General features: G+C 68.3%; 7 protein-coding genes. All 7 read right to left on the bottom strand.

Going from position 1 to position 24310, the window contains the following annotated elements:
• Position 1: 1 nt before the first annotated feature.
• From MNAB215_RS00240 to MNAB215_RS00210, 7 genes are read right to left on the bottom strand one after another with little or no spacing between them, the layout of a single operon-like run.
• Positions 2 to 835 carry an ABC transporter permease gene (locus MNAB215_RS00240; RefSeq protein ID WP_077076932.1) on the bottom strand — a complete coding sequence of 278 codons (834 nt, stop codon included), beginning with the start codon at positions 833 to 835 and terminating at the stop codon, positions 2 to 4.
• Positions 832 to 1608, bottom strand: coding sequence for an ABC transporter permease (locus MNAB215_RS00235; RefSeq protein ID WP_077076933.1), 777 nt, complete (start codon positions 1606 to 1608; stop codon positions 832 to 834). The genes MNAB215_RS00240 and MNAB215_RS00235 overlap by 4 nt, the downstream gene beginning before the upstream one ends.
• Before the next feature lie 32 nt (positions 1609 to 1640).
• Positions 1641 to 2639, bottom strand: a complete 999-nt coding sequence (locus MNAB215_RS00230; protein ID WP_077076934.1) for an ATP-binding cassette domain-containing protein — start codon at positions 2637 to 2639, stop codon at positions 1641 to 1643.
• Between the two features lie 11 nt (positions 2640 to 2650).
• Positions 2651 to 7099 (bottom strand): type I polyketide synthase, encoded by a 4449-nt coding sequence (locus tag MNAB215_RS00225; protein ID WP_281253270.1) that lies wholly within the window; start codon positions 7097 to 7099, stop codon positions 2651 to 2653.
• Between the two features lie 4 nt (positions 7100 to 7103).
• Positions 7104 to 12455, bottom strand: a complete 5352-nt coding sequence (locus MNAB215_RS00220; protein ID WP_077076935.1) for a type I polyketide synthase — start codon at positions 12453 to 12455, stop codon at positions 7104 to 7106.
• Positions 12455 to 18964: a type I polyketide synthase gene (locus MNAB215_RS00215; protein WP_077076936.1), complete on the bottom strand. Its 6510-nt coding sequence runs from the start codon at positions 18962 to 18964 to the stop codon at positions 12455 to 12457. The genes MNAB215_RS00220 and MNAB215_RS00215 overlap by 1 nt, the downstream gene beginning before the upstream one ends.
• Positions 18964 to 23706 (bottom strand): SDR family NAD(P)-dependent oxidoreductase, encoded by a 4743-nt coding sequence (locus tag MNAB215_RS00210; protein ID WP_077076937.1) that lies wholly within the window; start codon positions 23704 to 23706, stop codon positions 18964 to 18966. The genes MNAB215_RS00215 and MNAB215_RS00210 overlap by 1 nt, the downstream gene beginning before the upstream one ends.
• Positions 23707 to 24310: the final 604 nt, after the last annotated feature.

Genomic DNA, 24310 nt, shown 5'->3' with positions numbered 1-24310 from the left:
CTTATCTGCGCGTGCTGGCCTGTCGATAGCCCCGGAGGGTCGGTGCTATGCACACCGCGGTGATGCCGCCGACCCATAGCAGCGTGGCGATCATCGGCCCGCGCACCGGGCCGCCGAGCGACAGTCCGCGCATCGCGTCGATCGCGTAGCTGATCGGCTGGTGCGCGACCACCGGCCGTACCCACTTCGGAAATTGGTCCAGGGGCAAGAACCCGGTCGAGAAGAGGACGGCCAGCAGGTGCACGAGCGTAATCGCCTCGAGGAGAAAGTTTCTCGACGCATACCAGGCAATCGTGGTGATGAGGGTCGCGAAGGCGAGTCCGAAGAGCACCGGAACGGCCAGCCACGCCAAGGTCGCAAGCACGCCCTGCTGGAAGCGGAAACCAAGGATCATGCCCGCGGCCACCACGACCACCGTCGTGATCATGGTCCGAACAATCTCGGCGGCGATCCGCGAACAGATTCCCGACGCACGGTGCACGGGCACCACCCACAGCCGGCGCAGCAGTCCGTCGTCACGCTCCCCGATGAGGCCGATCGCACCGACCGCCGATCCGTTGATCGCGGCGGCCAGCGCGTTCATCGGGACGGTACCGTACAGGGCGCTGTGCCCGGTGATCTGCGAAATTGCGTGGCCCAGAACAATATTCAACGTGATCAAGAAAAGGACGGGTAACGCCGTCACCATGATCACGGTGGTGAGGTCGCGCGCCCACTTCAGCAGTATCCGCCGCGTCTGCACCAATGTTTGCGGAAGCAGCACCCGCGCGGAATTCTCGTGGACGCGGCGGTCCGCACTGCGCGGCGCGGTCTCCTCGTAGACCAGAGTCATCATGCCCGCCTTGACAAAATGAGTGCGGCCGCCGGTATCAGGACCGCGGTCAATCCGGATAACCACGCCAGCGTCGGCGCCACATCCGACCAGCTAACCGCCGCGTTGAACGGCGCGGTGTCGCCGGCCAGGGCGTGCATGGTCTTGACGAACTCGGAGATCGGCTGGTTGCGGACGAACGCCTGAACCCAGTGCGGAAACTGCTCCACCGGTTGAACACCGACGGACAGCAGTCCGAAGATCAACGGCGGCAGGGTCAGCACGGGAGCCATGGCCTCGGGATTGCGGCTCCCGGTGCCGATCAGGTCGGCAAGGAAGGACAGCACCGCTCCGATCACGAGCACCAGCACGCAAAAGGCAACGGTGTCGACGGCCGAGCCGCGAAAGCGAAACCCGATGACGTGACCGCTGATGACGGCCACCGTCAGCGCAACCGTGCACCGGTATACCGCGGCCGAAATGCGTGCGGCCACCGGCGTAAACGGCGCGATCGGCATGGACCTGAACCGTCGGTTGATGCCCTGGACCGAGTCCGTCGCCGCGCGAAATGCGGTCGACATCGCGGCGAACGTGATGGCTTCCAGGGCGATCAACGGCATCAGGTACTGCGCGTAGCTGCTGGAGACGCCCCTGGTGGCAGTGCCCATGATCTCGTGCAACGGGATGTAGAAGCCGGCCGTGAACACCACCGAGGCCGCGATGGTGACGACGACCTCACCGTTGCGCAGGGTCGGGGCGATGAAGCGGTTGGTGAGCACCCACCACTGAGTGCGCATCGACGGGTGGGGTCGCGCGACGCCCGGGGCGGTCAACTGACCACCTCGGCGACCGGCGTACGCGGCTGGGGTGAATCGTCTGTCAGCGCAAGGAATACGTCGTCCAACGACGGGCGCCGCAGAGCAATGTCGGCGACGGCGATGTTGGCCGCGGCGAGCCGCCCGACTGCCTCGAGCAGCGTGTTGGCGCCATCCGGGGCCGGCAGGGTGATCCGATCGGATTCGGGCGTCAGGGCGGCCCGGTTCTTCTCCGGCAGCAGCGAGCCGAGCGTCTCGGCGATCGCCGGCAGATCGTGCAGATCCCGCGGAACGATCTCGCAGAAGCTGCCGCCCGTGCGCGCCTTGAGCTGGTCGGCCGTTCCCTCGGCGATGACCCGCCCATGGTCGATGACGACGATCCGGTCGGCCAGCGCGTCGGCTTCCTCGAGGTACTGCGTGGTCAGCAGCGTGGCGATGCCGCGGCCCTTGAAATTGCTGACCAGATCCCAAATGCTCTGCCGGCTACGGGGATCCAGGCCCGTGGTCGGCTCGTCCAGGAAGACCACTTGGGGCGGTACCACCAAACCGCAGGCGATGTCGATGCGTCGACGCATCCCACCCGAGTACGTCTTCACGCGCCGATTCGCGGCATACACCAGATCGAATTCTTCGATGAGTTCGTCGGCGCGCTGGCGCGCGGCCGATTTTTTCAAGCCGAACAGGCGACCGAACATGAAGAGGTTTTCCAGGCCGGTCAGGGTTTCGTCGATCGCCACCTGCTGGCCGGTGAGCATGATGGAACGACGCACGCCGGCCGGCTCGGACACGACGTCATAGCCGGCCACCACCGCGCGGCCCCGATCCGGGCGGCTCAGGGTCGACAGGATGTCCACGAGCGTGGTCTTGCCCGCCCCGTTGGGCCCGAGCAGGCCCAGCACCTCACCGCGACCGACTTCGAAGCTGACCTCGTGCAGGGCGACAAAGTCCCCGAACGCCTTGTGCACCTTGTCCACGACGATAGCCTTGTCAAAGGTGTTCTGTGCCTTGCTCATCGAGCGTCCCCTCAGCTCGCGTCAAACGACGACAAGTCCACCAGAGCCAGTTCCACGGGTTCCGAGTCCGTGTCCCCGTGGTCGGGGATGGCGTCGATCGCTTCGTTGACCAGTGCACGCAGCGCCGCGGGGAATCGCTGCGCGAGCGCGTCCGCGCGGGCGCTCGACACGCGGCGGGCGTCGTACCACCAGTCGAGATGCAGCACCCCGGAGTACCGGTACACGCGAAGCTCGATGGCATGGCCCAGGCCCGGAATCGCCTCGCGCACCCCCATTGCCGCGTCGGAGTCGAGCTGGACCGGTGCGTCAACGCTGGGCGATTGGGGGATCATGCCGATGTACCGCAGGTGGATGTCCGAGGCCTCGAGTGCGCCCAGCAGCCGCGCGGTCGGCGCGTAGACGTAGCGCAGCAGTCCGTAACCCACCCCGTAGTGCGGAACGGATGTGGCGGTGTCGTGTACCGCGGACAGCAGGTCGGTTAACGCGCCGTCCTGCGCGCACTGCAGCGCGGCCGGGTAGATCGTGGTGAACCGGCCGACGGTTCTGCGCAGATCGACGTCCGGCCGAAGCACCGAACGTCCGGCGCCCTCGAGGTCGACCGACACCACGCCCTCGCCGACGGTGCCGGCGATCGTTCGGCTCAACGCCGCGAGCAGGAGTTCTTCCATCGACACGCTGAGCTTCCGGCGGGTTTCGTCGAGTTCGGCCGTCTCCTCGACGGCCAGCGCCGACGGTAGCCGCACCAAGTCGCTGGCACGGGGTTGGCCGGTGACGTGGTGGTCGCCCAGCCGCAGCGTCGCCTTGCTCGAGTTCTGCAGCCAGTAGTCGCAGGTGTCCAGCACCGCCGGATGGGTGGCCAGCGTCCCGGACCGCAGCGACCAATCGCGCCATTTGGCGCTGGTCGGGGACAGCAGGATCTCTTCGCCCGCAAGTCGTTGGGTGAAGGCGGTGAAGAGGTCGAGGAGCAGGATTTCGCGCGAGGCATTGTCCGCGATGATCTCGTGGGCGGACAGGACCAGGTACGAACCATGTTGGCCGCCAGCGAGATACGTCGCGGTGAACGACGCGGTCAGGTCGTCCTGGGCGACCAGCTCGGCGACCACGTCCAGTACCGCCGCCCGCTGCGCCGCCGGGTCGGCGACCACGTCGTCGGGAAGTGTTCGCGACGACAGGCGCTCGAATTCCTGCGGTGCGCTGATGTGCTGCTCCCACGTTCCCGCACGGTCGACGAATTGGAGTCGCAATGCGTCGTGGTGGTTCGTCAACGCGGTGAGCACGGCGCGGACGTCCTCGATGGTGACGCCGGCCGCGAGCCGGAAGATCAGTGGGACGCGCCAGCGACCGGTCTCGCTGATGCCGTGTTCGAAGAAGCCGGCGATGTTCGCGGGCACCGGCAAATGCGCCTCGGCGCTGGGTGGTTCGGTCAGCCCTGCGCCGGTGAACTCGGCGTCGAGGGCGGCGGCCAGGCCGGCCACGGTCGGGTGTTCGTACAAATGCTGGGGGGTGACCGTCAGGCCGGCGTTGTTGGCACTGGTCGAGATGCCGATCGCGATGAGGGAATCACCGCCCATTTCAAAGAAATTGGCGTTGCGGTCCAGCGTCGCGACGCCCAGGCACTGCGTCCAGATGCGATGCAGCGTCGCCTCGGTCGCGGACTGGCCATCGACTGGCGCGTCGGGGACCGCCTCGCCGTTGGTGGTCAAGCCGCTGAGCCCGGTGGGTGCCTCGGTCCACACGGTGGGCCTGACGTCGATCCAATGCCGTTCGCGCGCAAAGGGATAGCCGGGCAGGGTGACGAGCTGGGGCGCTGACCCGGTCAGCGGTGTCCAGTCCACCGCCACGTCGGCCGCCCACAGTTGGCCGAGCCCGAGCAGGAAGGCGTCCCGGTCATCGGTGTTCTGCACCGGGTGACGCATGAGCCGCACGCCGCGGTGCGTGCCCGACCACTTCGGGTGCCGGATCGCCGAGCCGGTCAGGCTGCCGCCCGGGCCCACCTCGACCAGCACCCGGTGCTGATCGCTCAGCATCACGTCGAGCTCGTCGGCGAACCTGACCGTGGAGCGGATCTGACGAGCCCAGGTCGCCGGGTCGGTGGCCTGCTCGGCGGTCATCCAGGTTCCGGTGATGTTGGACAGCAGCGGCGTGTGCGGTTCGTGCAGCTGCAGACCCGACAGGAACTGCTCGAATTCGGGCAGCACGGGATCCATTGCGCTGGAATGGAATGCGTGTGCGGTGCGGACCCGTCGGGCCGGGATGCCGTGCTCGCGAAGACGTGCGGTGAATGCCCGGATCGCGTCGGGTGACCCGGCGACCACGCAGTTGCCCGGGTCGTTGACCGCGGACAGGTCGACGTCGGCGGACAGGTGCTCGGCGATGTCGTCGGGGCTGAGCGCCACCGCGACCATGGCGCCCGGCGCCGAGGCATGCATCAGGCTGGCGCGCTTGGCCACCACCTTGATCGCCGTGGGCAGGTCGAACACCCCGGCCAGTGTGGCGGCCGCGTATTCGCCGATGCTGTGTCCGGCCATCGCCCCGGCGCGCACGCCGTAGCTTTCGACCAGCTTGCCCAACGCGTATTCCACTGCGAACAGCGAAGGTTGGGCCCGATCGGTGCGTTCCAGGTTGTTCTCTTCGCCCGTGGCTTCTTTCGATCCGAGGCCGAAGACCAGGGCGTGCAAGTCGATACCGAGCTCCTCGCGAAAGCCCGCCGCGCAGGCGTCGAAGTGCTGGGCGAAGACCGGCTCGGTGTCGTAGAGCCCGCGCGCCATCCCGGGGTGCTGGGCACCCTGCCCGGGAAACAGGAACACCACCCGGTCGGGGTTGTCGGCGTGGTCGGTACCGCCGGCGGATGCGCCGGTAAAGACGTTGTCGTGCTCCGCGGCTCGCAGCACGGAGATCGCGTGCCGGCGGTCGTGCACCGCGACGGCGGCCCGCACGTTGTGCGTGCGGCGGCGGGCCAGGGTCGCGGCGACGTCGCCCAGATCGGCGGCGTCGGGGCTGTCCAGCGCCGCGGCCAGCTCGGAGCGTGCCTCGTCAAGTGCCGCAGCGGTTTTCGCCGATAGCAGCAGCACCTGGGGGCCGGGCTGCTCGGCCCGGGCCGGCACCGGCGGCGCCTCCTCCACGACGACGTGTGCGTTGGTGCCGCCCACCCCGAACGAGCTCACCCCGGCCCGGCGTACGCCGTCGGATTCCCACGGGCCGTATTCGGTCTGCACGACGAACGGGGTCTCGTCGAGATGCAGTTCCGGGTTCGGGCTCGTGTAATGCAGAGTCGCGGGAATCGCCTTGTTCTTCAGGCACAGAATCGTCTTGATCAGGCCGGCGACGCCGGACGCAACTTCCAGATGCCCGATGTTCGACTTGACCGCTCCGAGCGCACACGGCCCGGGCCGGGGTGTCGAGGACACGGCGAACGCGGTCCGCAGGGCCTTGATCTCGATGGGATCGCCCAGCGGGGTGGCGGTTCCGTGCGTCTCGATGTAGCTGACGGTCGACGAATCGATGTCGGCCACCGCATGTGCCTCGGCGATGCAGTCCGCCTGTGCGGCCGGATTGGGCGCCGCATAACCCATTTTCCTGGATCCGTCGTTGTTGATCGCCGAACCGCGGATGACGGCGTGGATCCGGTCGCCGGCATCGACGGCGGCCTGCAGCGGTTTGAGGACCACTATGCCCACGCCGCTGCCGAAGACCGTGCCGTCGCATCGCACGTCGAACGGCCGGCATTTGCCCATGGCCGACACCATCGACCCGGGCTCGTGCCAGTAGCCCACGCGATGCGGAACCCGCAGTGACACACCGCCGGCCAGCGCGACGTCGCACTCCCCGCTGAGCAGGCTCAGGCAGGCCATGTGCACCGCGACCAGTGAGGACGAGCACGCGGTCTGGATCGTCAGGCTCGGACCGCGCAGGTCGAACTGGTGCGAGACGCGTGTCGAGAGGTAGTCCTTGTCGTTCTGCATCGACAGCCCGACCGTCTCGAAGTTCAGCCCCTGGCCCACGGCGACATGCGGATCCTGGTGCGACATCAGGTTGTGCAGCAGGTACGCGCTCGACGAGGTGGTTCCGTACACGCCGATCGACCCGTCGAAGTCGGCCGGGTCGCAGCCCGCGTCTTCCAGTGCGTGCCAAGCGGTTTGCAGGAACAGCCGGTGCTGCGGGTCCATGGTCCGGGCGGCTTGCGGTGGGAAACCGAAGAATTCGGCGTCGAATTCGTCGATACCTTCCAGCAGCGGCGCACGCCGCACATAGGACGGGTTCGACAGTGTTTTCTCGCCGACTCCGGCCGCACCAAGGTCCTGTTCGGACAGCGTGACGATCGATTCCTTGCCCTGGCGCAGGTTGTCCCAGAACTCGGCCAGCGAGTTGGCGCCAGGGAACCGGCCGGCCATGCCGACCACCGCAATCGCATTGTCGGGCAACGCGGTTGGGTCCACAGCTCCGTTTGAGGGTGCTGTCACGGTACTATCCTCGCTTTCGCCGCTGTGCGGCTTGTTGGCGCGCCGCGGCGCGCTGCTGTGCCCGGTCGCGAACGCCATCTTCGGCCTGGGGTGTCTGTGATTGCCCGCCGAGCCCGAGTTGGCGAACCAGTTCGGCCGTCAAGTCCTGTAGCGACGCGCCTTGCAGCAGCAGCGTCACCGGCGGTTCGGCTCCGAAATCCGCGCGGGTGGTGTTGCGAATACGCACCGCCATCAGCGAATCCATGCCCAGCTCGATCAGTGGCACGGTCGGGTCGACGGCCGATCGGTCGGAGTAGCCCATGACCGCGGCGATGCGGGAGCGCAGTCGCTCTGTCATCACCGCTTGCGCCTCGTGGGGATCCAGGCCGGCCAGTGCTTCGGGACCGGCCCAATCGCCGCCGTCACCCGCTGCGTCGAGTTCGGCGACCACGTTGGTGAAATAGCCCAGGTTGCGGATCTCGGGGAAGACGATCAGCGCCCGGTCTGGACGCAGCCGCGCAACGCCGGTATGGCCACGATCGGTGGCCAGCAATGGTTCCAGCGCCGCGGCGCCCTCGGCCGGGGTGATGGAATCCAGGGCACCGCCGGTCAGGGCGCGGGCCAGCCCGACCTCGGCCCACGGTCCCCAGTTGATCACCGTCGCCGGCAGGCCCGAGGCGCGGCGCCAGTCGACGAGGGCGTCGAGCCACGCGCTCGCGCACGCGTATGAGGTCTGGCCCGGGCCGCCCAGCAGTGACGCGGTGGAGGAAAAGCCGAGCCACCAGTCCAATTCGCAACCGAGGCTTGCCTGGTGCATCCGCAGGGCCCCGATGACCTTGGGCGCCCACACCCTTTCCACGCTGTCCTTGCTCATCGAGAAGATCAGGCTGTCGTCGAGTACCGCGGCCGCGTGCAGGATGCCACGCAGGTTCGAACCGGCGGCCGCGACCAGTTTGTCGGCCACCCCCTGATCGGCCACATCGCCTGCGACCACCACGATCTCGGTCTTACGCTCCAGTTCGGCCAGCACGGCGCGCTGCTCGTCCGACGGCTCGCTGCGCCCGTTGAGGACGACGCGGCCGGCGCCGCTGTCCGCCAGCCATCGCGCGACCACCAGGCCCAGGCCGCCCAGGCCGCCCGTGATGATGTAGGAAGCTCCCGAGCGGACGGCTTCGCGGGTGGGCTCCTCGAGGGTCGCCCGTGCCAGCCGCTCGACGTAGCGCTGCCCGCCCCGCCAGGCGACGACGTCGTCGATCGAGTCGGAAACCGTCACCTGCAGTTCGGCATTCAGCGCTGTCAGCGGCTCGGCAGTGGCGTCCAGGTCGAGCAGCGTGGTGCGCAGCTCGGGATGCTCGTAGGCCAGCACCCGCACCAAACCCTTGAGCGCACCGATCCCCGGCCGGCCGGGCTCGTCGCCTACCGCGAGACCGCCGCGGCTGACCAGCCACAGCCTCGGCGATTGGCCATGCCAGCCGCCGATGATGGCGCGGACGACGGTGGAGACCGCCCAGACCGATTCGCGCGCCCGGACGATGCCCGCGTCGGTGACGTCCGGGTCGGCGGTGACGAAGACGACGACGCCGACCGGCGGATGCTCGGGATCGCCGGTGGCTTCGTCGAGGGCGGCGAGCATGGCGGACTCGTCGGTGAGGTCGGCGGTGATCACCCGGCGCGCCGCCGACCGCCACCCCGCGATGAATTGGTCTGCCTCGGGCGTCTGCTGATCGGTGAGCACGAGCCAACTGCCTGGGGCTTCGGTCTGCGCGGGGCTCACCGGAACGGGTATCCAGTTGGTGTCGAAAACCTTCTGCGACAATGGAAGTGGCACACTGCGCCGTTCGACGCGGCGCACATAGATGTCGTTGATCTCGGCGGTGACCGTCCCGGTGTCGTCGGTCAGGACGACTCGGCCGAGCTTGCCCGCGCCGGCTTCGTCGAGGCCGGACAGCTGCGCCCGGCAACGCGCGCGCCGACCGGGGTCGCCGTACACCCGCACCGACTCGAATGACACTGGCAGATAACTGGCTTCGGCGGACCCGGCGAGTTCATCGTCGGGGATGGCTGCGGCCAGGCTCTGCAGGGCTGCGTCCAGCATGACCGGGTGCAGCCGGAACCCGGGGTACCGCGGCGCCTCGTCGGGCAGGGTGATGTCGGTTTCGACGGAGCCGCCGGGCAGCCGGCGGATCGCGGTCAGGGCCGCGAACGCGGGACCGTGGTATTGACCGGCCTGACGCAGCGCGGTGTACAGGTCCGCCGGGTTGATCGCCGTCTCGCCGCCGCCCGCGGGTGCGGGGCGATCGGGGGAGGTGTCCGGTGTGCGGACTTCGGCGCTGGCCGTGGCGTGCCGGGACCAGTCGCGACCCGAAGAGCGGGAATAGATTTCGATCCGGGTCTTGTCGTCGGCACCGCGAGTCAATTGCGTCGTCAACTGGGTGTGCTCGTTCAGGGTGAGCATCTGCTCGACCTCGAGCTGGTTGATCGACAGCGCCTCCGCGGGTACGCCCAGCGCTTCGCTGGCCGCGGCCAGGGCGATTTCAGCGAACCCTGCGCCGGGCATGGTGGGCTGACCGAAGACCTTGTGGTCGGCCAGCCATGGCGACACCGCGGTGCCGACGTCGGCCTGCCAGACGTGGTCGCGGCTGGACGGGACTTCGATGTGCACACCGAGCAGCGGGTGGCCGGCGACGGCGTTCGATATCCCCGACCGGTCGGCGACCCAGAATTGGGTGTGCTGCCAAGGGGTTACCGGGATGTCGGCCAGTCGGCCGTCGGTGGCGATCGGGTGGCCCGCGGCGGCGAGCTGGGCGTGGAAGGTGACGGTATCGTCGGTGTCGCGCAGCAGGGTGCCGATGGCGTGCGCGTTGGACTCGCCCAGGGTGTCGTTGATGGAGTGGGTGAGCAGCGGGTGCGGGCTGATCTCGATGAAGGTGTGGTGATCGGCGCCCGCGGCGCTGACGGCTTGGTGGAAGCGCACCGGGTTGCGCAGGTTGGCGGCCCAGTACTCGGCGTCCAGCACCGGCGCGGCATCCTCGCTCGCGGTGCTGATCATCGGGATGGTCGACGGCTTGGGCGCCAAATCGGTGAGCGCCGAACGCAATTGCGGCAGTATCGGGTCGATGATCGGGTGATGGGAGGCCACGTCGACCTCGATGCGGCGGGCCAGCAGGTTGCGCGCCGTCAGCGCTGCGATGACCGCGTCCACCTGGTCGGGCGGGCCGGCGATCACCGATTGGGTCGGCGAGGCATGCACGGCCAGCGTGACCTGTGGGTACTCGGAGATCAACGCCTCGACGGCGGGCGCGTCGAGTTCGAGTAGGGCCATCGCGCCCTGGCCGGACAACTGCGCCATCAGCTTGGAACGGATGGCGATGATGCGCAGCCCCTCGGCGGGGGTCAGCGCGCCGGACACCACCGCTGCCGACACTTCGCCCATGGAGTGACCGATGACCGCGTCGGGGGAGATGCCGTGATGGCGCCACAGCGCGGTCAGCGCCAGCTGAATGGCCACCAGCAGTGGCTGAATCTTGTCGATGCCGGTGACCGGGCTGCCGTCGGCGAGCGTTTGCCGCAGCGAAAAACCGGTTTGGGCAACGAATTCGGGCTCCAGCTCGTCGATGGCGGCGGCGAAGGCCGGTTCATCGGCCAGCAGCTTGCGGCCCATGCCTGCCCATTGCGCTCCCTGACCCGAGTAGACGAACACCGTGCCGGGCCCGCGGCCGCCCTCGGCGCCTGCCACGACACCGGGTGCCGGTGTGCCGGTGGCCAGCGCGCGCAGTCCGGCGACCGCGTCGGTGCGGTCACGGGCGACGACGGCGCCCGACCAGCTGTGTTGGGCGCGGCGATGATTGAGGGTGTGCGCCACATCGGCCAGCGGGGCCGCCGCACCGGGGCCGGCGATCCAGTCGGCCAGGCTTGCGGCGGTCGCCGCCAGGCGCTCCGGTGTCTTGCCCGACACCACCAACGTTGACACCACCGGCGCGGCGGACGGCGGTGCCGTGGATGCCGGCGGCTGCTCGATCACGACGTGCGCGTTGGTGCCGCTGAGGCCGAACGACGACACGGCGGCACGACGGATGCCGTCGCCGGGGAACGCGGTGCGCTCGGTCGGCACGAACAGGCGGGTCGACGAAGCGTCGATCGCCGGGTTCCACCGGTGGAAGTGCAGGTTGGGCGGAATGTATCCGCGATTCACCGAAAGCACGGCCTTGATGAATCCGGTGACGCCGGCCGAGGCTTCCAGGTGTCCGATGTTGGTCTTGACCGAACCCAGCGCGCAGCGGCCGTCGCCGCCGCCATAGGTCGCCGCGAGCGCCTCGAATTCGATCGGGTCGCCCAAAATCGTTCCTGTGCCGTGGGTTTCGACATAGTTCACGCTGTCTGCCGTGGCGTCGGCCATCCGCAGCGCGGTGGTGATCACGTCGCGTTGTGCGGCCGCGTTCGGGGCGGTCATGCCGTTGGACCGGCCATCGGAGTTGATGGCCGAACCGCGGACCACGCCCAGGACGCGATCGCCGGCGGCCAGTGCGTCGGCCAACCGCTTGAGCACCACCACGCCGCAGCCCTCGCCGCGCACGAATCCGTCGGCCAGTGCGTCGAAGGTCTTGCATCGACCGGTCGGTGACAGGGCCGACCACTTGGACAAGGCGATGCTGGTGAACGGCGACAGCGACAGGTGCACCCCGCCGGCAAGTGCCACATCGCTTTCCCGCAGCCGCAGGTTTTGACAGGCCAAGTGGATGGCCACCAACGACGACGAGCATGCGGTGTCCACGGCGACCGCCGGGCCGCGGAGCCCCAGCAGGTAAGAGATTCGCCCCACCGCGGCGCTGTGCGGGTTCCCGGTGCTCATGTAGGCGTCGATCTCGGCGTTGCGTTCGAGGTTGAGGATCGTGTAGTCCCACGCCGACACGCCCATGATCGCCGCGGTTCGGCTGCCGTTCAACGAATCCGGCGCCACGCCTGCATGTTCGAGCGCTTCCCAGGCGACCTCGAGCAGGATTCGCTGCTGGGGGTCCATCGCGACCGCTTCGCGCGGGGTGATGCCGAAGAAGTCGGCGTCGAACCCGGCGACGTCGTCGAGAAAGCCCCCCCACTTGGTCGTCATCCGCCCCGGCGCCTGAGGATCGGGGTCGTAGTAGGCGTCCCCGTCCCACCGATCGGGCGGTACCTCGCCGACGGCGTCACGGCCATCGAGCAGCAGCTGCCAAAAGCTTTCGGGCCCCGTCACATTCCCGGGCAACCGGCAGCCGATCCCGATTACGGCGATGGGTTCGGCAACCTCGGTGGGGAAGGCCGTGCCCGCGCGAACCAGCTCACGCGCGAGTACCTCGCGCGCCTTGGGTGACATCTGCGCCGCGCGTTCGGCAAGACTTGTCATTACTCACTGCCCCCAGTTGCCGTCTCTAGCTCGCTCGCCGCAACGAGGTCGGACAACAATTCCATTTCCTCGTCGGAGAGCTCGCTCTCCGCGTCCGGCGCCTCTGCGGCCTCGGAAAACGTTGTGTAGCCAAGACGCTCGCACATGGCGCCGGCAAGATCGTGGATCGTCGGGTAGGCCCAGACCAGGGCAGCCGGCAACGTGGTGCCCAGGCTCGCCTCCAGCCTGTTCCGCAATTCGAGGCCCATCAGGGAGTCCAGACCAAGTGACTCCATGGGCCGATCGTGGTCGATGGGCTCGGTTGACCGCAGCACCGCCCGGATTTCGTCGGCGATCGCGGCGGCCAGGCGGCCCGGGCGCTCGGCGGGTTCGCTGGCATCCAGTTCCGCCCGGATCGCGCCGCCGCCGCGCCGCTCGAGCTTCGACGAGTCATGCAACTTCGCGAACAACGACGAACCACCCGCGGCGGGGAAGGACTGGAACCACTGCCGGGCGTCGAGGTGTATCACGCCGGTACGGGCCCGGTCGGCCGACAGCAGCCGCTGCATCGCCGCGAGCCCCTCCTCGACGGTGATGAGCGAGACGCCGAGATCGGCGAAGAACTGGGCGCGGCCCACCCCGGCCCATGGGCCCCAGTTGATTCCGACGGCGGGCAGTCCCTGCGAGCGGCGGTAGGCGACCAGTCCGTCGACCCAGGAGTTCGCCGCCGCGTAGGTGCCCTGGCCGGGCGTGCCCAGCAGCGAGGACGCCGACGAGAACGTCAGCCACCAATCGACATCCAATCCGGCGGTGGCCTGGTGCAGCCGCCAGCTGCCGGTGACCTTGGGGGTGAACACCCGTCGTGTCGCGGAATCGGAGATGTTCAGCACGATTTCGTCGTCGAGGACCATGGCGCTGTGCAGCACCCCGGCCACCCGGAAGCCGGCGTCTGCGACCGCTTGCACAAGCCGGTCGGCCGTGCCGGGTTCGGCGATGTCGCCGCTGACCACCTCGATGCGGGTGCCCGCGGCGACCATGTCCGCGATCGCCGCCTGGACTTCGGCGCTGGGGGCCGAACGACCGTTCAGCACAACCAATCCCGCGCCGTTGGCCGCCAGCCACTGCGCGACGACGAAGCCGAGGCCGCCCATGCCGCCGACGATGATGTAACCGCCGTCGCGGCTCACCAGTGGCTGCGGCGGCGTTGCCGCTATCGCGTCGACGCTGCCGTGGGCGGGTATTGAGACGGCGATCTTGCCGGTGTGCCGGCCGGACGCCATCAGCGCGAAGGCGTCGGCCGCGTCGGCGAGGGTGAACGTGGTGACGGGCAGTACCTGCAGTGTGCCGTCGGCGACGTGGCCCAGGATGCGGCCGAGCATCTCGCTGTACTTTGCCGGGTGCAGCTTGAGATTCAGGTCGAGGTCCACGACGGAGAAGGACGCGCTTTTCGTCAGCGCGGCCAATCCCAGGCTGGCATTGGCGTAGACGTCCTTCTTGCCCAGCTCGATGAACCGCCCGCCGGGAGCGAGGATCTGCACGCCTCGCTGAATCGCTTCGTCGGGAAGCGAATTGAGGATGACGTCGACGCCGTAGCCGTCGGTGATGTCGAGAATCTCGTCGGCGAAGTCCACGGTCCTCGAGTTGCCGACGTATTCGACACCCAGCCCGGCGAGCATGTCGCGCTTGGCTTCCGAGCCGGCCGTGGTGTAAATCCGGGCGCCGATCATCCTGGCGATCGCGAGCGCCGCCATCCCGACACCGCCGGTCGCGGAATGGATGAGTACCCGTTCGCCGTGGGCCAGCCGCCCGACCTCGCACAGCGAGTGCCACGCGGTCAGGTAGGCGATGCCGAAGGCGGCCGCTTCGGGATCCGGCAACGAGTCGGGGATCGGGGTGACGAGGTCGGCCAGCGTCGTCAGATGCGAGCCGAACGCCCCCGGGCCGATGGCGATGACGCGCTGTCCGACCCGGACCGAGTCGACGCCGGCGCCGACGGCGGTCACGACGCCCGCACACTCGCCGCCGATCACCGGCGGCGCACCATCCAGCGTGGGATAGATGCCCATCGCCTTGAGCACGTCGCTGAAGTTGAGGCCCGCCGCGCCGACGCGAACCTCGACCTCGTGGGCCCTCGGTGGGATCCGCTTGACCGCATGCAATCTCAGCGCGTCCAGGCGTCCGGGTTCGTCGATCTGCAGCCGCACCGCACCGCCGGCGTCCAGATCGACGACGGTGTTTCGGGCTTCTCCGGCGAGCTCGCCGGTCGGCGTGGTGGGCGCGGGCACCAGCCTGCCCAGGTAGCGCTGGCCGCCGCGCAGGGCGACCTCGTCGGCGTCGGAGCCCGCAAGCAACTCCTGGGTCAGGGCGGCAAGGGATTCGGTGCCGTCCGCGTCGACATCGACGACGGTGGTCTTCAGTTCCGGATGTTCGAAGACCAATACCCGCGCGATGCCGCGAAGTTCCGTCTGCGCCAACGTGACTCGATCACCGGCGTCGACCTGTTGCGCGCCGCGGGTGACGATCCACAACCGCGGGCTGTTGCGGGCGCCCATGCGTGTCACCGTCTTGGTGATATCCGCGATCAGCAGGGTGCGCGCCATTGCCAGGTCCAGCTGCGTTGCCTCGGGCAGTGCGGCATCGACGGCCTGCGGCGGGCAGAGCACCACGATGCCGTCCCATGGCTTGCGGGTGATCGCCTCGCGCAGTTTCGCCGTGTCGGTCGGCGACACCACATCGATGTCGGCGACGCCGTCGTTCAGCGACGATTGCAGCCCCGGGAGCAGCGCATCGTCAGTACCCGCGTCGCCGATGAGCAACAAGCCGCCGAGGTTTGCGGCCGGTTTGTCCAGCGCTGCGGGCTCCCACTCGGCCGCGTACACATTGCTGTTGAGTTCGCTTGCGCTACTTACTGATCCGAGCACCGCCATCTCGACTTCGTCGATGACGAGCAACGGTCGGCCGTCCCGGTCGGTCAGCACGACGTGGCCTCGCAGGCGATCCGGCCGGTCGGTGGCGGCGAGGCTCGCTATCGAACGAACACCGTCGGACACATTGCCGTAGACGTGGATGCCCGCGAAACGTATTGGCAGCACCAGGGTTTGGCGCGCGCTCTGGCCGCCGGCCAGGTCGGTCGCGGCCCGGGTGGCACCGAGCGCCTGCACCGCGATATCCATCATCACCGGATGCAGTACAAAGCTGCGGGAACCCGCCTTGGCGGACGAGGGAAGCCGCACCTCGGCACGGGCCGCACCGGATTGTCCGACGGCCAGCGCAGTGATGCCTCGGAACGCCGGTCCGTGTTGTTGTCCGGCGGCACGCAGCCGCTGATACAGGTCGTCGGGGTCGACATCCGCCGAGCCTTCATCGGGAAGATCGACCACGGGTGGTGCCAACCGGTCGCCCGCCTCGCGGGCCACCGTGGCGGTGGCGTGCTTGATCCAGCCCGACGAGGCGCTGTGGGTGCGCATTTCGATCTGGCAGTTCTGTTCGTTGCCGGTGAGCGTGGTGACCAGAACCGTGCCGTCGGTTACCTGCAGAACCTGGTGCAGGCTGAGCTCGCGGATCATCCACGGCCGGTGCGCTGCGCCCTCTGCTTCCGCGAACGCCTCCGTGGCCGCCGCCAGCGCGACATCGGCGTAGGCAGCCCCGGGTAGTACGCAGAGGTCGTCGATCACGTGATCGCCCAGCCACAGCAGATCGGGGCTGAGCTCGCTTTCCCAGACCCGGGTGCCGTTGGTGGGGTCGGTGACACCAAAGCCGAGCAGCGGGTGGGTGTTTGGCGCGTGGTGTGTCGTGCTGCTGGCGGAGATCCAGTGGTCGGTGTGCTGCCACGGGGTCGTCGGCAGCACCGGGTGGGGTCCGCAGATGTGCGGAGTCTCGGGTGGACGGGCGGTGTGGGTGGCGTTGCGGTTGGTGTGGAAGGTCAGGGTGTCGTGTGCATCGCGCTGCAGGGTTCCGACGCTGACGAAGCCGGGACTGTCGCTCGCCGTGAGGGTTTCGCTGATGGCGTGGGTCAATAGCGGGTGCGCACTGATCTCGACGAAGGTGGGGCGGCCCAGGCCGCTGAAGGCATGAGCGATCGCCTGTTGGAAACGCACCGGGTTGCGCATGTTGGTGGCCCAGTGTTCCGCGTCGAAGACCGGGTGGGCGTCGAGGTCCGCGTAGGTGGTGGAGATGATCGGGATGGTCGGCGGTCGCGGGGTGAGATCGGCCAGTTCCGCGCGCATCAGGGGCTGCAGCGGGTCCATGGCCGGATTGTGCGGGGCCACTTCGATATTGACGCGGCCGGCGAAGTAGCCCTGGGCACGCACCTTCTCGACAACCTCGTCGATCGTCGGCGTGGGTCCGGCGACGACGGTCTGGCGTGGTGAGGCGTAGATCGCCAGGGTGACCTGCGGGTAATCCGCGATCAGCGCCTCGGTGGCCGCGGCGTCGAGCTCGAGCATCGCCATGGTGCCCTGCCCCGACAACGGGGCCATCAGCCGTGACCGCGTCGCGGTCACCCGCAGGCCCTCGGCGGGTGTCAGGGCGCCGGCCACCACCGCGGCCGCCACCTCTCCCATCGAGTGGCCTATCACCAGATCGGGGGTCAACCCGTAGGCGCGCCAGAGTGCGGTCAGCGCCAGCTGCATGCCGATGAGGCCCAGCTGGATCTGCTCGATGCCGACCAATTCCTTGCCGCCGGCGATCACGTCGTGCAGCGAAAACCCAGCCTCCGCAACGAATACCGGCTCGAGTTCGGCGATCGCCGCGGCGAATGCGGGCTCGTCGGCCAGCAGCTGACGTCCCATTCCGGGCCACTGAGATCCCCGGCCCGAGTAGACGAACACCGTCCCCGGTCCTACCGCGCTCTCGGGGCAGCCCACCACACCCGGCGTTGGATCCCCGGCGGCCAGACCGCGCAATCCCGCCACCGCCTGGTCGCGGTCGACGGCGGCCACCGTGGCGAACTGAGGCTGCTGGGCCCGGTGATGGTTGAGCGTGTGCGCCACATCGGCCAGCGGCACCGCGGCGCCGGGGCCCTCCATCCAGTCGGCCAGTACCGAGGCCGTCGCCGCCACCCGCTGCGCCGTCTTACCCGTGACCACCAGGGTCGTCACCGCCGGAGCGGGATCCCGTTGCGGTGCGGGCGCGGCTTGCGGCGCCTGCTCGATCACCACATGCGCGTTGGTCCCGCTGACGCCGAACGACGATACCCCGGCCCGGCGTGGCTGCTCGGTGGCCGGCCAGTCCATGTCCTCGGTCGCGATGGCCAGCCGCGAAACGCCTTCGCTGGCATGGGGAGTGAGCTCGGTGAAATTGAGGTTGCGCGGAATGCGGCCATGTTCGACGGCCAGCACGGTCTTCATGAAACCGGCGATTCCGGCCGCCGCCTCGAGGTGACCCAGGTTGGTCTTGACCGCTCCGAGCACCAGCGGTGCCCGACCCTCCCGGTCGCCGAAAACCTTGCTCAGCGAGTCGAGTTCGATGGGATCGCCCAGCGGTGTGCCCGTTCCGTGTGCCTCGATGTAGTCGATGTCAGCCGGCGTCAACTTGGCCGTCGACAGCGCCTGGCGAAGCAGCGCCTGCTGCGCCGGGCCGTTGGGCACCGTCACCCCGCTGCTCGCGCCGTCCTGGTTGACCGCCGACCCGCGCACCACGGCGAGGATGCGGTTGCCGTCTCGTTGGGCGTCGGACAACCGCTTGAGCACCACCACGCCGGCGCCTTCACTGCGCACGTAGCCGTCGGCGCCCGCGTCGAAGGACTTGCACTGCCCCTCCGGCGACAGCATTCCCCACCGCGAGCACGCGATGCTGGCCCCCGGGCTCAGCAGCAGGTTGGTCCCACCGACGAGCGCGGTGTCGCTTTCGCGCCAGCGCAGGCTCTGGCAGGCCAGGTGGATGGCGACCAGCGACGACGAGCACGCCGTGTCCAGCACCACCGCCGGGCCCCGGGCGCCGAGCAGATACGCCGTGCGCCCCGCGGCGAAGTTCGCCGAGTTTCCGGTCAGCACATAGGCGTCCAGCTCTTCGGGTCGCGCCCCGGCGGACAGCGTCAGCATGTAGTCATAGGCGGTGACCCCGACGAACACCGACGTCTGGGTGCCGTGGATGGCCTGTGGCGGAATTCCCGCGTCTTCCAAGGCTTCCCAGGCAACTTCGAGGAACAGGCGCTGTTGCGGGTCCATCGCGGCCGCCTCGCGCGGGGGGATGGCGAAGAACTCCGCATCGAACTCCTGCGGTTTCCAGCCCGAAAGAAAGCCTCCTTCACGATTGCAGATCGTTCCTGCAACGGTGTGATCCTCGGTGAACAGGGCGTCGGCATCCCACCGTTCGGGGGGAACCCGCACGATCCCACTTCGCCCCTCGCGCAACAACTCCCAGAACTGCTCGGGGCTCTGGACTCCGCCGGGCAGCCGGCACCCCATGCCGACCACCGCGATCGGTTCGGTGCTGGCCTTCTCGGCGATCTCCAGCCGCGCGGTGAGATCGTCGATTTTGTGCAGCGCCTCGGTGATGATCGCCCGGCGATCCGGTGTGGCTGCTGTCATTAAGAGCCTCGTAGCCTTTCGGAAAGTTCTGCCAGCAACTCGTCCTCGTCCAGCTCGTCATAGGCGTCGGCGGTCGGTTCGTCGGTTGCTTCGAGCTCGGGCAGCACGCTGGCCAGATGGTCGCTCAGGCTGTACACGGTGGGGTAGTCGAAAATCACCGATACGGGCAGCGCCTCGCCCAGGTCGTCAGACAGCGCCCGCCGCAGCATCGCGCTCATCAGCGAGTCCATCCCGAGTTGGAAGAACCCGGTCGAGGGATCGAGTGACTCGCCCGGGCGCAGGCCCATGGCCTTCGCGGCCAGCTTGGCGACCTGGTCGAACAACATGGTGTGGCGGCGCTCGGGCTGGCACGCGCGCAACGCGATGCGGAATTCGCTTTCCGGCATGGTCGTCTCGCCCGGTGCCGGCAGCAGGTCGTCGACGATGTGCAGCGACCCGCGGGCCCGGTAGGCATCCGCAAGCAGCGACCAATCCGCTTGCACCACAACGGAATGCACACCGGCGGCGGGGCTCATCACATACGGCAGCGCGCCGATCGCAACCTCGTCTTCCATCGGCAGCAGCCCCGACCCCACACTGACCTGACTGGACTCGTCGGTGTCGGCCAGCGACTTCCACAATCCCCAGTTGATGGTGGTGGCGGGCAACCCCATCACCCGGCGCGCATACGCCAGCGCGTCCAGATACCCACTGGTGGCGGTGTAGTGGGCCAGCCAGCGTGAGCCGATCAGACCGGAGATCGACGAGAACAAGACGAAGTGTTGCAACGACGCCGCCGGTGTCGTCAATGACAGCCGGTGCAGCAGCTCGGCGGCGTCGAGCTTGGGCGCGAACATCGCCCGGACGTCCTCGTCGGTCATCTCGCTGAGCGAGACCGGCTGGCCGGCAAAGGCGGCCAAGTAGATTCCCTGCAGCGGTGGCAGGTCGCTGCCGAACCGGTCGAACAGCGCCCCCATCGCGGCTTCGTCGGTGGCGTCGGCGGCCACCGTGACGAGGTTGGTCCCCACTGCGGCAAGGCTTTGCGTCAGTTCGTGCAGGCGTGAGCCTGGATTCCGCGACACCGCGACGACGGTCTTGGCGCCCATGCGAGCGAGCTGGCTGATCAGGTGCGGTCCGATGTTTCCGGTCGCCCCGATGACCAGCTGGCTGGTGTTGGCGTCCAGCGTGACCGGCGATTCCGACGGCAGGTTTCGCGGCCGCAGCCGGGCCACGTGGCGGGTGCCGCGCCGGTAGACGACCTGGTCCTCGCCCGTGGCGCTACCGACTTCCTGGAGTAGCTGCCTGGTCACCACCTGGGCCGGCACTGAAGCATCGAAATCGAGAATGCCGCCCCAGATTTCGGGGTGTTCGAGGGCAAGTGTGCGACCCAGACCCCACAGCAGCCCGTGGGCGGGGTTGGCGCGATCGCCGTCGAAGACGGGCTGGGCGTTTCGGGTGATCAGCACCAACTTCGCCGACGAGTTCCCGGCGGCGAGCACCGCGGCGAGCCGGCGCACCTGGTCGAACAGCCGATAGGACGACGCGACGTCGAACGAATCATTGGCAGGCGCGAACAACACGTGCTCGGCATCGCCGACCGATTCGGCCAATTCCACCGGGTCGGCATCCGCGTCCACGGTTTCCGCGGACAGCTGGGTCGCGATGTCGGGATCGCCGATCACCAGCCAGCGGCTCGCGGTCGCTGCTTCCGGCTTCGTGTCCAGGGGCGCGGCCGGCCACGACAGCTGATATGACCAGTCGGCGAGCGGGCCTGCCGGGGCGGTGCCCGACGCAGAACCATTGTGCTGCAAGGATTCTGGCGCGTGCCACCCGATCGCCCCGTTGCCTATCCAGTGCCGGGTGTGATGCCACGGAGTGGTGGGGATCTGGATATGCGGCTCGGGAGGATGCGGCGTCTGCGGCGGGTTGGCGGTGTGCACCGTGTTCAGGCTGGTGCGGAAGGAGATGGTGTCGTCGGTATTGCGCTGCAGGGTGCCGACGTTCGTGTACCTGCTGCCGTGCTGGGCGCTGTGCAGGGTCTCGCCGATGGCCTGGGTCAGCAGCGGGTGCGCGCTGATCTCGATGAACGTGTGGTGGTCGGTTCCGGCGGCGGCGATGGCCTGCTGGAAGTGCACCGGGTTGCGCATGTTGGTGGCCCAGTGTCCGGCGTCGAACACCGGATGGCGGTTTGGATCGGCGTAGGTGGTGGAGATGATCGGAATGGTCGGCGTGTGCGGAACCAGATCGGCCAACTCCGCCCGCATCGCCGGCTGCAGCGCGTCCATCGCTGGATTGTGCGGGGCCACTTCGATATTGACCCGGCTGGCGAACCGGTTGTGGCTACGCGCCCTGGCGATCAGCTGGTCGATTTGCTCCGTGGGTCCGGAGATCACGGTTTGCCGCGGCGAGTTGTAGATGCCCAGCGTCACCTGCGGGTACTCGGCGATCAGCGTCTCGGTCGCGGCCACATCCAGCCCCAGCAGCGCCATCCCGCCCTGTCCGGACAGCGGTGCCATCAACCGCGAGCGGGTAGCGGTCACCCGCAATCCCTCGGCGGGCGTGAGTGCCCCGGCCACCACCGCGGCGGCCACCTCGCCCATCGAGTGTCCGATCACCACGTCGGGCTGCACGCCGTAGGAGCGCCACAGCGCGGTCAGCGTCAGCTGCATCCCGATCAGGCCGAGCTGGATCTGCTCGATGCCGACTAGTTCCTTGCCGTTGGCCAGCACATCGTGCAGCGAGAATCCTGCCTGCTCGACGAACACCGGCTCCAGGTCGGCGACCGCCTCGGCGAACGCCGGTTCGTCGGCCAGCAATTGGCGACCCATACCGGCCCACTGTGAACCGCGGCCCGAGTAGACGAATACCGTGCCCGACCCTGCCTCGTCGCTCTCCTGCGGGCCCACTACGCCGGGGGCGTGCTGGCCGGCGGCCAGGGCGCGTAATCCGGCCACCGCCTGGGCGCGCTCACGGGCGACCACCGTGCCGAACTTCGATTGCCGGGCACGGTGATGGTTGAGCGTGTGCGCCACGTCGGGCAGGGCCACCTCGGCCCCGGCGCCTTCCATCCATTCGGCGAGCGCCGACGCCGTCGCGGCCACCCGTCGCGGTGTCCTGCCCGCCACCACCAAGGTCGACACATCCGGATCGGGGGTGACTCGCGGCGGCGGGATCACTTCCTGACCCTGCTCGAGCACCACATGCGCGTTGGTGCCGCCGAATCCGAACGAGGAAACTCCGGCCCGGCGCGGATGCCGCGTCTGCGGCCAGTCAATGTGTGTGTCAACGACCTTCATTCGCAAGTCGTCAAAAGGAATGTGTGGGTTCGGGCTTTCGAAGCGCTGATTCGGCGGAATCTGGCCGCGCTGCAACGCCAGCACCGCCTTGATGAAGCCCGCGATCCCGGCTGCCGCCTCGGTGTGGCCGATGTTCGTCTTGAGTGCGCCGATCAGCAGCGGGGAATCCTCGGAACGTCCGCGACCCAGCACCGTGCCAAGGGCGCGGGCTTCGATCGGATCGCCCAGCAGCGTTCCGGTGCCGTGGGTTTCGACGTAGTCGACCTCGTTCGGCTGCATCCCGGCGTTGGCGTAGGCGGCGCGTAGCACCGCCATTTGCGCCGCCGGGTTGGGGGCCATCAGTCCGTTGGAGCGGCCGTCCTGATTGATTGCCGAGCCGCAGATCACCGCGAGCACCCGGTCGCCGTCGCGCTGCGCGTCCGTCAACCGTTTGAGTACCACCACCCCGGCGCCCTCACCGCGCACAAAGCCGTCGGCCGCCGCATCGAACGCGCGGCACCTACCGGTCGGCGACAACGCGCCGGCTTGGTCGAAACCGCGAAATACCGCCGGGGACAACAACACGTTCACCCCGGCCGCGATGGCCAGGTGCGAGTCCTGGGTGCGAAGGCTTTGGCAGGCCAGGTGAATGGCCACCAACGACGACGAACAGGCGGTATCCACCGCCACCGACGGGCCGCGCAGGTCAAGGAAATACGAGAGGCGATTGGCGATGATGCTCATCGCGCCGCCCGTGTTGTTCCAGGCGTCCACCTGGGCGATGTCGCCGGCCCCAAGGAAGCCGTATTCGGTCCCGCATGACCCGGCGAAGACTCCGGTCTGCGACCGACGCAGCGAGTTCGGCGGAATTCCGGCGTGCTCCAGGGCTTCCCAGGCGACTTCCAGCAGCAGACGCTGCTGCGGGTCCATCTTGGCTGCCTCGCTTGCGGCGATCTCGAAAAACTCCGCATCGAAGGCGTCGATGTCAGACAGATACGAGCCCCAGCGCGTGGTGCGTGCCAATGCCGCCGCGGCCTCTGGCGAGCCGTTTTCGAACGGCAGCCACCGTTCGGCCGGCACCTCGCCGATCGAGCAACCGCGATCAACCAGGAACTGCCACAACGCGTCCGGACTCGAGATTCCACCGGGGAAGCGACATCCCATCCCGATGACGGCGATGGGCTCGTCGAGCGAGCTATGTGCCGGGCGATTGAGCGCGGCGGCCGCGTCCTGGTCGGGAGCGGGCGCGGTCAGGTAAGCGGCCAGCGCGTTGATGGTCGGGTGTTCCCAGAACTCGATCGGGGATACCGGCCTGCCCAGCAACTGCGATAACTCGCCGGACAACACGACGGACTCGCGGGAGCTCACGCCGAGATCGGCCAGCGACAGGTCTGGGTCAACCTCGTCCGGCGTGCGGCCGATGTTCGTCACCAGATAGTCGACCAGCCAGTGCCGAAGGTCGGCCTCGCTCTGGATGCCTGACGTCATGGCGCTACGCCCAGCCGGGTGGACGTCACCGGACCAGCAAACTCCACCAGGGCTTGGTCAAGGTGCATCCACGCGAATGCCACCGCCTCGAAGCGGTGGTCTGCAGGCTGCTTTAGCAAACAGGGAACAGTAGAGGGGCTCACCCGCAATGCTTTACCTTCCCGTTTGGCGGTCGGCGCTATGTGCGCGCGCCTAGTTGCCGCCCCACGAGCGGCTTTAGCAGGCCCTGTCGGAGCCCCCCGGCACAAGGCAGCTGCTAGTTGGAAACGTCGGCGCACAAGAGCCGGATGGCCGTGAGCCGCGACGATTGCCACCCCGACCACCCGTCTCTAAAAAGCAACGTATGCAATCTTCGGCGGGCACGTGAGGGTATTTACGAAATCCACAGAATTTGTAAGCCATCCAACTCGTGGAGTCGTGGCATATGTCGGCTGCTGGGACCCACGCCGCGCATCACTGCAGGTCAACGGCCTGGGGGACAAAAGTGATATTTGGTGCTAGTGGTGCGGTGCTGGCGGGTGATAGCAGAGTGAAACTAGCTGGGCGGAGGGCGAAGCCCGACCGTTCTGGGACCAGCGCACCATTTTCGCGCGGACGGTCGACA

It is taken from the genome of Mycobacterium numidiamassiliense, from assembly GCF_900157365.1.
Lineage (GTDB): Bacteria > Actinomycetota > Actinomycetes > Mycobacteriales > Mycobacteriaceae > Mycobacterium > Mycobacterium numidiamassiliense.
This window is presented reverse-complemented; position numbering and strand designations above follow the sequence as displayed.

Coding starts and splice junctions, on each gene's coding strand:
- MNAB215_RS00240 (WP_077076932.1), bottom strand. CDS start 835: ATGATGACTCTGGTCTACGAGGAGACCGCGCCGCGCAGTGCGGACCGC.
- MNAB215_RS00235 (WP_077076933.1), bottom strand. CDS start 1,608: ATGCGCACTCAGTGGTGGGTGCTCACCAACCGCTTCATCGCCCCGACC.
- MNAB215_RS00230 (WP_077076934.1), bottom strand. CDS start 2,639: ATGAGCAAGGCACAGAACACCTTTGACAAGGCTATCGTCGTGGACAAG.
- MNAB215_RS00220 (WP_077076935.1), bottom strand. CDS start 12,455: ATGACAAGTCTTGCCGAACGCGCGGCGCAGATGTCACCCAAGGCGCGC.
- MNAB215_RS00215 (WP_077076936.1), bottom strand. CDS start 18,964: ATGACAGCAGCCACACCGGATCGCCGGGCGATCATCACCGAGGCGCTG.
- MNAB215_RS00210 (WP_077076937.1), bottom strand. CDS start 23,706: ATGACGTCAGGCATCCAGAGCGAGGCCGACCTTCGGCACTGGCTGGTC.